Annotated in this window: 6 protein-coding genes; 5 read left to right on the top strand and 1 reads right to left on the bottom strand. The window is 68.9% G+C overall.

Annotated features, from left to right (window positions below; genetic code table 11):
• Positions 1 to 20: 20 nt before the first annotated feature.
• The gene (gene prpF / locus HFGMBDPB_RS15870; protein ID WP_212645762.1) at positions 21 to 1,232 is read right to left on the bottom strand and encodes a 2-methylaconitate cis-trans isomerase PrpF; all 1,212 of its coding nucleotides are present in this window, start codon (positions 1,230 to 1,232) and stop codon (positions 21 to 23) included.
• Positions 1,233 to 1,813: 581 nt separating this feature from the next.
• Between prpF and HFGMBDPB_RS15875 the strand changes: the two genes are divergently transcribed.
• The 5 genes from HFGMBDPB_RS15875 to HFGMBDPB_RS15895 all read left to right on the top strand — a co-directional run bounded on the left by HFGMBDPB_RS15875 (position 1,814) and on the right by HFGMBDPB_RS15895 (position 13,344).
• Entirely contained in the window at positions 1,814 to 5,095 is a 3,282-nt protein-coding gene (locus tag HFGMBDPB_RS15875; protein WP_212645763.1) for a bifunctional diguanylate cyclase/phosphodiesterase, read from the top strand.
• A gap of 133 nt (positions 5,096 to 5,228) precedes the next feature.
• Complete coding sequence (smc, locus tag HFGMBDPB_RS15880) at positions 5,229 to 8,756, top strand: chromosome segregation protein SMC (RefSeq protein WP_074922310.1); 3,528 nt, start codon at positions 5,229 to 5,231, stop codon at positions 8,754 to 8,756.
• A gap of 57 nt (positions 8,757 to 8,813) precedes the next feature.
• Positions 8,814 to 10,154, top strand: a complete 1,341-nt coding sequence (locus tag HFGMBDPB_RS15885; protein WP_016445918.1) for a cell division protein ZipA C-terminal FtsZ-binding domain-containing protein — start codon at positions 8,814 to 8,816, stop codon at positions 10,152 to 10,154.
• 47 nt (positions 10,155 to 10,201) lie between these two features.
• The gene (gene ligA, locus HFGMBDPB_RS15890) at positions 10,202 to 12,337 is read left to right on the top strand and encodes an NAD-dependent DNA ligase LigA (protein WP_074922308.1); all 2,136 of its coding nucleotides are present in this window, start codon (positions 10,202 to 10,204) and stop codon (positions 12,335 to 12,337) included.
• Positions 12,337 to 13,344, top strand: coding sequence for a patatin-like phospholipase family protein (locus HFGMBDPB_RS15895; protein ID WP_016445920.1), 1,008 nt, complete (start codon positions 12,337 to 12,339; stop codon positions 13,342 to 13,344). The genes ligA and HFGMBDPB_RS15895 overlap by 1 nt, the downstream gene beginning before the upstream one ends.
• Positions 13,345 to 13,355 lie beyond the last annotated feature (11 nt).

The raw sequence follows: 13,355 nt of genomic DNA on the forward strand, positions 1-13,355 counted from the left end.
TGAAGTCCCGGCCCGCGCATTCATGCGGCGTTCAACACCTCGCCGGGGACCCTGATCCAGCCTTCCATCAGGATGCGTGCGCTGCGGCTCATCAGGGCCTTGGTCACCTGCCACTGGCCGTTCACCAAACGGGCCTCGGCGCCCACGCGCAGCGTTCCGGAGGGGTGGCCAAAGCGCACGGCGCTGCGCTCGCCGCCGCCTGCCGCCAGATTCACCAGCGTGCCCGGCACGGCCGCTGCGGTGCCGATGGCCACGGCAGCCGTGCCCATCATGGCGTGGTGCAGCTTGCCCATGGACAGGGCGCGCACCAGCAGGTCCACGTCACCCGATTCAATGCGCTTGCCGCTGGATGCCGTGTAGGCGGCCGGTGGCGCCACAAAGGCGATCTTTGGCGTGTGCTGCCGTCTGGCGGCCTCGGCCAGGTCCTTGATCAGCCCCATCTGCAGCGCGCCGTGGGCGCGTATGGCCTCGAAGCGGGCCAGGGCCTCGTCGTCCGTGTTGACGGCGTCCTGCAGCTCGCAGCCCGTGTAGCCCAGGTCCTGGGCGTTCAGGAAGATGGTCGGAATACCCGCATTGATCAGCGTGGCCGCCAGGCTGCCCACGCCGGGCACGTCCAGCCGGTCCACGAGGTGGCCTGTAGGGAACATGGCTCCGCCATCGTCTCCTTCATCGGCGGGGTCCAGGAACTCCAGCGCCACTTCGGCGGCCGGGAAGGTCACGCCATCGAGCTCGAAGGAGCCGGTCTCCTGGACCTGGCCTTGCGTGATGGGCACATGGGCCACGATGGTCTTGGCGATGTTGGCCTGCCAGATGCGAATGGTGACCGTGCCGTTGCGAGGAATGCGCGCGGGATCTATCAGTCCCATGTGGATGGCGCAGGGCCCCACGGCGGCCGAGAGGTTGCCGCAGTTGCCGCTCCAGTCCACAAACGGCTGGTCGATGGCGACCTGGCCAAACAGATAGTCCACGTCATGGCCTTCCCGCGTACTGGGAGCCAGGATCACGGCCTTGCTGGTGCTGGACGATGCATTGCCCATGCCGTCGATCTGCTTGCCGTACGGGTCGGGGCTGCCCAGGGCGCGCAACAGGATGGCGTCGCGCACGGGTCCGGGGTGCCGGGCCGCCTCGGGCAGATCCTGCAGGCGAAAGAACACGCCCTTGCTGGTGCCGCCGCGCAGGTAGGTGGCAGGGATGCGCAACTGGGGAAGAAAGGTTTCGGGGATCGCGCCCATCTCAGGCCTCCTGTGCTGTTGTTCGTATCTGTGTCTGTTCTTGCGGTCTGCCGATCGCCGGAGCGCGCAGCCTCTGGCGGCGGTTGATGCCCATGGACGGTGTCCCCTGCGGTGTCAGGCGATGGCAGTAGGCCAGGTTTGTTGCAAGCGCCATGCCATCCGCATCAAGGGAAAACCCGTGCAAGCCTTGCAGCGCGCCAGCACAGGGCGTGTGCACTGAGGTGCTGGCTGCCGCCGCAACATTCGTTTCACTGTTGTTTCAAAATTGCTGCTTTTGATTTCATGGATGAGGGAGCGTGCAACGGTTCGGTCCCCCAGTCCCACGCCGGCCTGCGGAGCTCTCTAGGGTTTGCCCGGGCCAGCCTTCAGCAAGTGTGCTTGCAGACGATAGAGGAAGGGTGTTTGTAGGATTTGTCTTATCCATGGTTCGCCTGCCGCGTGCCGAAATCCATTTATCCTCGCGCTCTGCTCCACATGGCCTGTACTGCCCTTTCCGGTGAACCTGCCATGGGGCTGGCAACGAGCGGTTCCGTGCTCCTGGACCGATTTCCCGTGACCGCCTATTCCGCCTTAGCCGCTCCATGTCAGTTTTTGCCCAGCGCACGCTTGTAGCCATCCGGGCCGCCTGGCCAGCCGCAACCGTCATGGCGGTGGGCATGTGCCTGAGCGCTGTGCTTGCCTTGCAGCAGCAGCGGGCGCTGGAGCGTATCGACCTGCAGCGCCATACCCAGCAGGCCCAGTCGGCCCGCCAGGCGCTGGAGATGCGCCTGGATGCCTACGCGGTCATGGTCCAGCATGTGGCCAACCAGCTGGCCGCCTCTCCCGAGATGGGGCAATCGGCCTTCGCGCGCATGGCGCAGGCGCTGCGCATACAGGCGCAGCCGGGCATGCAGGCGCTGTCCTTTACACGGGCCGCAACGCAGCGCGGTCTGCCCGGCCAGGATCAGGCCTTCACCGCCCGGCCCGGGCCCCACTATTTCTTCATCGACTATCTCTGGCCGCTGGAGGGCAACGAGTCCATTGCCGGCCTGGACATGCACGACCGCCCCAGCCTCATGGCCAGCATGGTGCGCAGCCGCGACAGCGCGGCCGCCGTGGTCTCGGCACCGTTTGCGCTGAAGCAGCCCGGCGAGCATGCCACCGCCGTGCTGGTGCGTGCGCCTGTCTTTGCGCTTGTGGACCACCAGTCCCCGGACGGGGAGGCCGCGCAGCCGCTGTTTCTGGGGACTGCAGACGTCAGCGTGCGCGTGCACGACCTGGTGCAGGACCTGCATGAACGCGGCTTTCTGCGCCGGCTTGCGCTGGCCATGCATGACGCAGGCCCGACCTCGCCCCTGCCGCCGGCCGGCATATCGCCGCTGCCGCTGTACCTGGGCGCGGCCTGGCCGGAGCGCGGGCAGGAGGCGGCCGGCATGGGCGACACCGGCCAGGTGGTGCTGGAGCAGACGCTGCAGGCCCAGGACCGGCTGTGGCGGTTGAACTTCATTCCCATGGGGACGGCCCTGTCCTGGACCGAGCGTGTCCAGCCCCTGGTTCTTTTCGCGCTGGGCATGCTCGTGTCGGCCCTGCTGGCGTCGCTGGCGGCGGCCTGGTGGCGGCGCCATCCTTCCAGCTGGGCCCAGCTGCGCGCCTCCTCCCGCAGCATGCGCGAGAGCGATGCCCGCTTTCAGGCCCTGTTCGAGCAGGCTGCCGTGGGCGTGGTGCAGGTCGATGCGGCCAGCGGCAACGTCCTGCATGTGAACCGCAGGTACTGCGACATTACCGGCCATGAGGCGCAGCAGCTGTGCCAGCGGCCCCTGCTGGCCCTGTTGGCGGCCGAAACCCTGGAGGGCGACCGGGTGCTGCTGCAGGAGCTGACGGCGGGCCAGCGCGGGGCGCTGCAGATCGAGCGGCAGCTGCGGCGCCGTGACGGCACCCTGGTCTGGGTGGAGCTGCATATCTCCGCGCTGGGCCATGGCCCGTCCCGGCGGCTGATGGCGCTGGTGCAGGACATCAGCGCGCGGCGCCACCTGCAGCAGATGCAGCGCGATGGATCGCGCCATCTGCGCATGGTCATCCAGCGCCTGCCTCTGGGCCTGGCCATGCTTCAGGACGATGGCCGCTTCGCCTACTGGAACGAGGAATTCATGCGCCTGGCGGGCCACGGTGCCACGGCCGGCATGGATGGTGATGGCTGGTGGTGCAACATGTGTCCCGATGAAGCCCGCCGCCTGCGCATGCAGCGCCGCTTCGAGGCCGCGCAGGCAAGGGCGCGCGTGGCACAGAGCCTGCACAGCGGCGAGTCCGACAGCTGCGGCACCCTCAACTGCGAGGAATACCAGCTCATGGGCAGCGATGGCCGCACGCGTTCCGTATCGATAGGCGGCATGCTGCTGGACGAAGGCTGCCTGCTGATCCTGCAGGACCAGAGCCAGCGCAAGACCGCCGAAGAGGAAATCCGCCGCCTGGCCTTCCACGACGCGCTCACCGGCCTGCCCAACCGCCGCCTGCTGGTGGACCGGTTGCAGCAGGCGCTAGCCTCCAGCCGCCGGCGCGGGCGCTGCGGCGCCGTCATGCTGCTGGACGTGGACAACTTCAAGGCCTTCAACGACAGCCTGGGGCTGGAGCTTGGCGATGTGCTGCTGCGCATGATTGCCGAGCGCCTGGCGCAGTCCCTGGGGCCCGAGGCCACGCTGGCCCGCCACAGCGGCGATGACTTCGTCGTGCTGCTGGAGGACCTGGGCAAGGACTCCATGCATGCGGCCTCGCAACTGGAAGGCGAGGTCCAGCGCATGCGTTCGCTGCTGCAGCAGCCGCTGCAGTTGGCAGGCCAGTCCTGCCACATCACGATGAGCATTGGCGCCAGCCTGTTCGGCGAGCAGGAACTGAGCGCCGACGAGGTGCTGCGCCGCGCCGAAATGGCCATGTACCAGGCCAAGGGCATGGGGCGCAACACGCTGCAATTCTTCGATCCGCAGTTGCAGGCCGTGCTGCGCTCGCGCACGGCCATGGAGCAGGAAATGCGCGAGGGCCTGGTGCGCAGCCAGTTCGTCCTGTACTACCAGCCGCAGATGGCGCACGGACGCATAGTGGGCGCCGAAGGCCTGCTGCGCTGGAACCACCCGCGCGAAGGGCTGGTGCCGCCCTCGCTCTTCGTCTCGCTGGCCGAGGAGACCGGCCTGATCCAGCAACTGGGCGAATGGGTGCTGGGCGAGGCCTGCAGGCAGCTGGCGCAATGGGCGGCGGACCCCGAAATGGCCTGCATGGTGCTGGCCGTCAACGTCAGCCCGCGCCAGTTCCACCAGGCGCGCTTCGTGGAGCAGGTGCTGCAGGCGCTCAAGGAGCACGGCGCCAACCCGCGCCTGCTCAAGCTGGAGCTGACCGAAAGCCTGCTGCTGGCCGACGTGGACGACACGGCCGCCAAGATGGCCACGCTCAAGGCCCACGGTGTCGGCTTCTCGCTGGATGACTTCGGCACAGGCTATTCCTCGCTGGCCTATCTCAAGCGACTGCCGCTGGACCAGCTCAAGATCGACCGCAGCTTCGTGCGCGACGTGCTCAGCGACCCCAACGACGCGGCCATTGCGCGCACCATCGTCGCCCTGGGCACCAGCCTGGGGCTGCAGGTCATCGCCGAAGGCGTGGAAACCGAGGCGCAGCGCCAATTCCTCGAAGACCAGAGCTGCCACGTCTGGCAGGGCTACCTGCTCAGCCCGCCCGTGCCCGTGCGCAGCTTCGAGGCCCTGGTGCGCGAGGCCGCCCCCTTGCAGCGCCCCCCGGCCTTGAGCCCCGCATGCCTGACCCCGCCGGCGCAACACCGGCCCGAAGTGGTGGAATGCACGGACGCCAGCACGGGGCCAGAGGTCCCTTCAAACCATTCTTGACATTCGCAGCGGCCCCGCCCGGGCCGCTTTCCATTCTTGAGAGGGGGTGGCGCGCGGTATCATCCCGAGCTGCCTTGTTCTTTCCCCATCTCCTTGTTTGTCCGTTCGCCGCGGACCGCTTTGTGCCTGCATCGTGCGCCTGAATTCCATCAAGCTGTCCGGCTTCAAGTCCTTCGCCGAGCCCACCAACTTCATGCTGCCGGGTCAACTGGTGGGCGTGGTGGGCCCCAACGGCTGCGGCAAGTCCAACATCATGGATGCGGTGCGCTGGGTGCTGGGCGAGAGCAAGGCCAGCGAGCTGCGCGGCGAGTCCATGCAGGACGTGATCTTCAACGGCACCACGCACCGCAAGCCGGCCAGCCGCTCCAGCGTGGAACTGGTGTTCGACAACAGCGACCACCGTGCGGGCGGCCAGTGGGGCCAATTCGGTGAGATCGCCGTCAAGCGCGTGCTCACGCGCGAGGGCAACAGCAGCTACTTCATCAATAACCAGGCCGTGCGCCGCCGTGACGTGCAGGACGTGTTCCTGGGCACGGGCCTGGGCCCGCGCGCCTACGCCATCATCGGCCAGGGCACGATCAGCCGCATCATCGAGTCGCGCCCCGAGGAGCTGCGCCTGTTCCTGGAAGAGGCCGCAGGCGTGTCCAAGTACAAGGAGCGCCGGCGCGAGACCGAGAACCGACTCTCGGCCACCACCGAGAACCTCACGCGCGTGGAGGACATCCTGCGCGAGCTCAACAACAACCTTGACCGGCTGGAGAAGCAGGCCGAGGTGGCGGCGCAGTACAACGCGCTGCAGTCCCAGGTCACGCTCAAGCAGCAGCAGCTGTGGTTTCTCAAGCGCGCCGAGGCCGAGGCCGAGCAGGACCGCGTGCGCGTGGAGGGCCTGAAGGCCGTCAACGAGCTGGAAGAGCGCATGGCCGACATCCGCAACAACGAAAGCGGACTCGAAACCCTGCGCCAGGCCCACTACGACGCCAGCGACCAGGTCAACCAGGCCCAGGCCAAGCTCTACGAATCCACGGCCGAGGTCGGCAAGCTGGAGGCCGAGATCCGCTACGTGCTCGAAGGCCGCCAGCGCGTGCAGCAGCGGCTGCAGCAGCTGTCCGAACAGGTGCTGCTGTGGAACAGCCGCCGCGAGGAGGCCGAAGCCGAAATCGAAAATCTCGACGGCGCCGGTATGGACGCCGAGGAACAGGCCGAGATGCTGGCCGCCCAGGTCGAGGAGCAGAGCATGCGCCTGCCCGACCTGGAAGAGGCGCTGCGCAATGCCCAGAAGGCCGATGCCGACCAGCGCGCCAGCGTGGTGCAGGTGCAGCAGCAGATCCAGGTGCTGGCCGCCGAGCAGCGCAGCCTGGACGAGCAGCGCCGCCAGTTCGAGACCCGCTTCGAGCGACTGCGCGCCGACCGCAATGCGCTGGAGACACCCGACGAGGCCCGCCTCCACAATCTGCAGTCCCAGCTGGACGAGGCCCGCGAACTGGCTGAAATGGCCGATGCCGTGCTCAACGAGCTGCAGGACTCCGTGCCCCAGCTCGATGAGGACCGTCGCACGCGCCAGCAGGCCGTCAATGCCGAGGCCGCGCGCCATGCCGACCTGTCGGCGCGTCTGGAAGCCCTCAAGGCCCTGCAGGAAAAGGTCAAGACCGACGGCAAGCTCCAGCCCTGGCTCGCCAAGCACGGCCTGGACGGCATGCAGGGCCTGTGGAGCCGCATTGCCATCGAACCCGGCTGGGAAAACGCGCTGGAGGCCGCGCTGCGCGAACGCCTGGGCGCGCTGGAAGTGGGCCGGCTCGACATGGTGCGCGGCTTCCTGGGCGCAGGCGGGCACGATGCGCCGCCCGCGCGCCTGGCCTTCTTCAGCCCGCCGCAGGGCGCCCCCGCGCCCGCGCCGGGGCGCTGGCAGCACCTGTCCGATCTGCTGCGCGTGAACGATGCCGGCCTGCGCGCCGTGCTCGGCGACTGGCTGCAGGACTGCTACACGGCGCCCACGCTGGAAGAGGCGCTGTCGCGCCGCGGCGAGCTGCGGCCCGGCGAGACGGTCTATGTGCCCACGGGCCATGCCGTCAGCAGCCACAGCGTCAGCTTTTATGCGCAGGACTCGGAGCAATCCGGCCTGCTGGCACGCGCCCAGGAAATCGAGCACCTCGAAAAGGAAGTGCGCGCCCAGGCGCTGATCTCCGACGAATCGCGCACGGCCCTGGTGCGTGCCGAAAGCGCCTATGCCGAGGCCTCGCAGCGCCTGGTCAGCGCCCGGCGCGAGGCCAGCGAATCGCAAGGCCGCGCCCATGAGCTGCAGGTCGAGACCCTGCGCCTGTCGCAGCTGGCCGAGCAGGCCCGCGCGCGCAATGCCCAGATCAGCGCCGACCTGGCCGAGGTCGAGGCCCAACTGTCCGACATCGAGGAGCGCCGCGTGGCGGCCGAAGCCCGCTTCGAGGAACTGGACATGCAGCTGGCCGACAGCCAGGAGCGCCATGCCCAGCTGGGCGACAAGGTGCTGGAGTCCGAGCGGCGCCTGAACGAATCGCGCGAGCAGCTGCGCACGCTGGAGCGCCAGGCCCAGGAGGCCACCTTCTCGCGGCGCAGCCTGGAGGCGCGCCGGGGCGAACTCAGCCGCACCATAGAGACGGCCAGCCAGCAGGCCCGCTCGCTGGCCGACGAGCAGCAGCGCGCGCAGGACGAACTCACGCGCCTGACCGATGCCGCCGCCCAGGGCGGCCTGCAGGACGCGCTGGATCTGAAGATGCAGCGCGAGCAGGCCGTGGCCGCGCGCCGCAGCGAATATGACGACCTGACCAACAAGCTGCGCGCCAGCGACGAACGCCGCCAGCAGCTGGAGAAGGCGCTGGACCCGCTGCGCCAGCGCATCACCGAATTCCAGCTCAAGGAGCAGGCCGCGCGCCTGGGCCTGGAGCAGTACTCCACCCTGCTGGAGGAGGCCGGTGCCGACCTGGCCGCCGTCTCCCAGTCCATTGCCGAGGCCAATGTGCGCATGCACGGCCTGCAGGGCGAAATCGACCGGCTGCACCGCGAGATCGCCGCCCTGGGCGCCGTCAACCTGGCGGCGCTGGACGAGCTGAAGCTGGCGCGCGAGCGCAAGACCTTCCTTGACGCGCAGACCGAGGACCTGACCCAGGCCATGAACACGCTGGAAGATGCCATCCGCAAGATCGACGCCGAGACGCGCGAGCTGCTGTCGGGCACCTTCGAGACCGTGAACGGGCATTTCGGGCGCATGTTCCCCGAGCTGTTCGGCGGTGGCCAGGCCAAGCTGGTGATCACCGGCGATGAAATCCTGGACTCGGGCGTGCAGGTGATCGCGCAGCCGCCCGGCAAGAAGAACCAGACCATCCACCTGCTGTCCGGTGGCGAAAAGGCGCTGACGGCGATTGCCCTGGTCTTCGCCATCTTCCAGCTCAACCCGGCGCCGTTCTGTCTGCTGGACGAGGTGGACGCGCCGCTGGACGACGCCAACACCGAGCGCTATGCCAAGCTGGTGGCCAGCATGAGCAAGGGCACGCAGTTCCTGTTCATCAGCCACAACAAGATCGCCATGGAAATGGCGCAGCAGCTCATCGGCGTGACCATGCAGGAGCAGGGCGTGTCCCGCATCGTGGCCGTGGACATGGAGTCCGCGCTGTCCATGGCTGAGCTATCCTGAGCATGTCCGCAACCTTCCGAACCCATTTGCTGGAACGACGTTTCATTCCTTCATTCCATGAGTAACCTGCAAATCAGTCTGGCCGTCCTGGGCTTTGTGGTGCTGGCCCTGATCATTGCCTACAACAGCTGGTCCGCACGCCGCAACGCACCCAAGCGCGCCGACCCCGTCGAAGAGGCGCAGCGCGATCCCTCGCGCCATGAACCCGGCATGGACACCGTGGGCCACGGCCCGGACCTGACGCACAGCCTGCGCGAGCCCGTGCTGGGCGACTTCGGCACCGCAGCCCCGGGCCAGAGCCCTGCCGCCGTGGACCGCTTTGCCGAAACCGATGCCGAACTGGCCCATCTGGTCCAGCTCGAAGAGCAGCAGCGCCAGGCCGAGGCCCAGGCCGCTTTGGCGGCCAAGGCAGCCCAGGCGGTGCAGACCGCGCAGGCTGCCCATGCCCTGCAGGCGGCTGAAGACGCCAGCGCATCGGCACCCGCATCTGCGTCAGTGCCTGCGCCATCCCCGTTGGCACCGCAGTCCATCGAGCCTTCCCTCAACGACGCGGCCCTGACCAGCGCTGCGGCCAGCCGGCCGGGCCTGGATGCGCTGATCGATGCCATTGCCCCCGTGCAGGTCGGCCAGGCCGTGCCTGGCGAGCTGGCGCTGCAGGCCCAGCCGGCCACGCGGCGCGCGGGCAACAAGCCGTTTGCCATCGAAGGCATGAACCAGTCCACCCACCAGTGGGAGCCGCTGCAGCCCGGCCAGCGCTACCTGGGTTTCCAGGCCGGCGTGCAGCTGGCCAACCGCACGGGTGCGCTCAACGAGATCGAGTTCTCCGAGTTCGTTGCCAAGGTGCAGCGCTTTGCCGACGCGCTGGGCGCCACGCCCGACGTGCCCGACATGCTGCAGGAAGTGGCGCGTGCGCGCGAGCTCGACCAGTTCGCCAGCGAGCACGATGCCCAGCTCACCTTCATGCTGCGCGCACGCCAGGCCTCCTGGAGCGCGGGCTATGTGCAGCAGAACGCATCGCGCCAGGGCTTTCTGCCGGGCTCCATGCCCGGGCGCATGGCCCTGCCTTCGCCCACGCCCGGCATGCCGCCGGTGCTGGTGCTCAACTACGACCCGCAGGCGGCCATGGCCGACGACCTGGACACCTCGGTGGTGCGCGAGTTCCTGCTGAGCCTGGACGTGCCCCAGGTGCCGCGCGGCGAGCAGGCCTTCGTGCAGCTGCGCCAGGTGGCCGAGCGCCTGTGCCAGACCATGGATGGAGTGCTCTGCGACCAGAACGGCTACCTGCTGCCGGCCATGGCGCTGGACCCCATCCAGCACGACCTGGAACAACTCTATGACAAGCTCGACAGCCGCGAGCTGTCGGCGGGCTCCATGCTGGCGCGGCGACTGTTCAGCTGACGCGGCGCGGTGCCCCTGGTGCACAACAGGCTCCTGGCCTCAACCCCATGAACGACAATCTGGATCTCTTCTCCGGCGCAGCCCCCGCGGCGCCGGAGTCCGGGGCCGCCCCCGACAAGGTGCTGGCCAAGGTGCAGGCGCTGCGCGCCCAGCTCAACCAATGGGCACATGAGTACTACGTGCTGGACACGCCCACCGTGCCCGACGGCGAGTACGACCGCGTCTTCCAGCAATTGCAGGCCTTGGAAGGTGCCTACCCCGAACTGGTCACCCCGGACTCGCCCACGCAGCGCGTGATCGGCGCCGTGCTCGACGGCCTGATGCCTGTGCGCCATGCCGTGCCCATGCTCAGCATCCGCACCGAGACCGACAACGAGGCCACGGGTGCCGAGGCCTTCGACGCACGCATCCGCAAGGAGCTGGAACTGGCCGAAGGCGCACCGCCCGTGGAATACGTGGCCGAGCCCAAGTTCGATGGCCTGGCCATGAACCTGCGCTACGAGAACGGCCGCCTGGTGCAGGCCACCACGCGCGGCGACGGCGAGGTGGGCGAGGACGTCACACACAACATCCGCACCATCCGCAAAATTCCGCTGTCCCTGCCCGAAGGCAAGGGCGTGCCGCCCGTGGTCGAGGTGCGCGGCGAGGTCTACATGGGCCGCGCCGACTTCGTCCGGCTCAACGAACGCCAGCAGGCCGCCGGCGGCAAGAGCTTTGCCAATCCGCGCAATGCGGCGGCAGGCTCGGTGCGCCAGCTGGACTCGGGCATTGCGGCCCAGCGCCCGCTGTCCTTCTTCGCCTATGGCCTGGGAGAGATTACGCCGGCCGCGCAGGGCGGCCCCGACTTCGGCACCCACTACGCCATGCTGCAGACGCTGCGCGACTGGGGCTTCCCGGTGGCGCCCCAGGTCTGCATTGCCAAGGGCGCGGCCGAGCTGGTGGCCTTCCACCAGCGCATGGGCGCCGAGCGCGCCACGCTGCCCTACGAGATCGACGGCGTGGTCTACAAGGTCAACAGCCTGGCCCAGCAGCGCCAGCTGGGCTTTGTCTCGCGCGAGCCGCGCTGGGCCGTGGCCCACAAGTACCCGGCCGAGGAAATGCCCACGCGCATGGAAGGCATCGACATACAGGTCGGCCGCACGGGCAAGCTCACCCCCGTGGCGCGCCTGGCGCCCGTGGCCGTGGGCGGCGTCATCGTCACCAATGCCACGCTGCACAACCTGTTCGAGATCCGCAAGAAGCGCGTGCGCACCGGCGACACCGTGGTCGTGCGCCGCGCCGGCGATGTGATTCCCGAAGTCGTGGGCCGCGTGCCCGGCGACCGGCCGGCCTATGTGCCCAACTTCCGCATGCCCGCTGCATGCCCCATCTGCGGCAGCGCGGTGTTGCGCCCCAAGGGCGAGGCCAACCACCGCTGCACGGGCGGCCTGTTCTGCCCGGCGCAGCGCAAGGAGGCCATCCTGCACTTCGCCGCGCGGCGCGCCATGGACATCGAGGGCCTGGGCGGCAAGCTGGTGGACCAGTTGGTGGACGGCCATGTGGTGCGCACGCTGCCCGACCTCTACCGCCTGGGCCTGGTGGCCCTGGCATCGCTGGACCGCATGGCCGAGAAGTCGGCCCAGAACGTGCTGGATGCGCTGGAGAAATCCAAGAAGACCACGCTGTCGCGATTCCTCTTCGGCCTGGGCATCCGCCAGGTCGGCGAGTCCACGGCCAAGGACCTGGCCCGCCATTTCGGCCAGCTGGACGCCATCATGGACGCCAGCGTCGAGCAACTGCTGCAGGTGCGCGACGTCGGGCCCATCGTGGCCGAGAGCATCCACACCTTCTTCGCGCAGCCCCACAACCGCGAGGTGGTCGAGCAGTTGCGTGCCTGCGGCGTGCACTGGGAAGAGGGCGCGGCGCGCGAGCAGACCGCCCAGCCCCTGGCCGGCATGACCGTGGTGCTCACCGGCACGCTGCCCACGCTGGGCCGCGACCAGGCCAAGGAGATGCTGGAGGCCGCTGGCGCCAAGGTCTCCGGATCGGTCAGCAAAAAGACCAGCTACGTGGTCGCGGGCGCCGAGGCCGGCAGCAAGCTGGCCAAGGCCGAGGAACTGGGTGTGCCCGTGCTGGACGAGGCCGGCATGCTGGCCCTGCTGGCGGGTGACCCCCCTGCTGCAGCCGCAGCGGAGCAGGGCTGATGGCGCTGAGTCCGCGCAAACCCGTGGTCGGCCTGGCGCTGGGCAGCGGGTCGGCGCGCGGCTGGGCGCATTTCGGCGTGCTGCGCGCGCTGGAGGATGCGGGCCTGCGGCCCGACATCATCTGCGGCTCGTCCATCGGCGCCCTGGTAGGCGCCTCCTATGCGGCCGGTGAAATGCAGCGCTTCGAGGAATGGGTGCTGGGCCTGGGCATGCGCAAGGTCTTCGGCTTCATGGACTTCAACATCGCGGGCGGCATGCTCAAGGGCGAGAAGCTGATCTCGTTCTGGCGCGAGCATTTCGTGGACTCGGCCATCGAGGATCTGAAGATTCCCTTCGGCGCCGTGGCCACCGACCTGCATTCGGGTGCCGAGGTCTGGCTGCGCAAGGGCTCCATCGCCGATGCCGTGCGCGCCTCCATCGCGCTGCCCGGCCTGTTCACGCCCGTGCAGCGCGAAGGGCGACTGCTGGTCGATGGCGGCATCGTCAACCCCGTGCCCGCCTCGCTGGCGCGCGCCATGGGCGCGGACATCGTGATCGCGGTCGATCTCAATGCCGACATCATGCGGCGCCACATGCGGCCGCTGGCGCCCGCTGCCGCCATGGCCGCTGCGCCGCCGCTGGAGGAGGCCCCGCCCGCCGTGGAGCAGGGCGTGGCGCCCGAGGACCTATCGGGCCAGGCCAGCGCCGTGGCCGGCTCGGCCTGGATGCGCCGGCTGCAGCGCGGCGTGATGGGGTGGATGCCCGGCCACCACCGCGATGAGGCAGGCCGCGAGACCGAGCCCCCGCCCCGGCCGCCCTCGCTGCTGGACGTGGTGATGACCAGCGTCAACATCATGCAGATGCGCATCACGCGCAGCCGCATGGCGGGCGACCCGCCCGAGCTGGTGATCGCCCCGCGCCTGTCCCACCTGGGCCTGCTGGACTTCCACCGCGCCCGCGAGGCCATCGACGAAGGCTACGAGGCGGCGCAGGCCGCGCTGCCCGGCCTGCGCCACTGGGGTCTGTGAGGCCCCGGAGG

The organism is Delftia sp. PE138 (assembly GCF_018320755.1).
Taxonomy (GTDB): Bacteria; Pseudomonadota; Gammaproteobacteria; order Burkholderiales; family Burkholderiaceae_C; genus Comamonas; species Comamonas tsuruhatensis.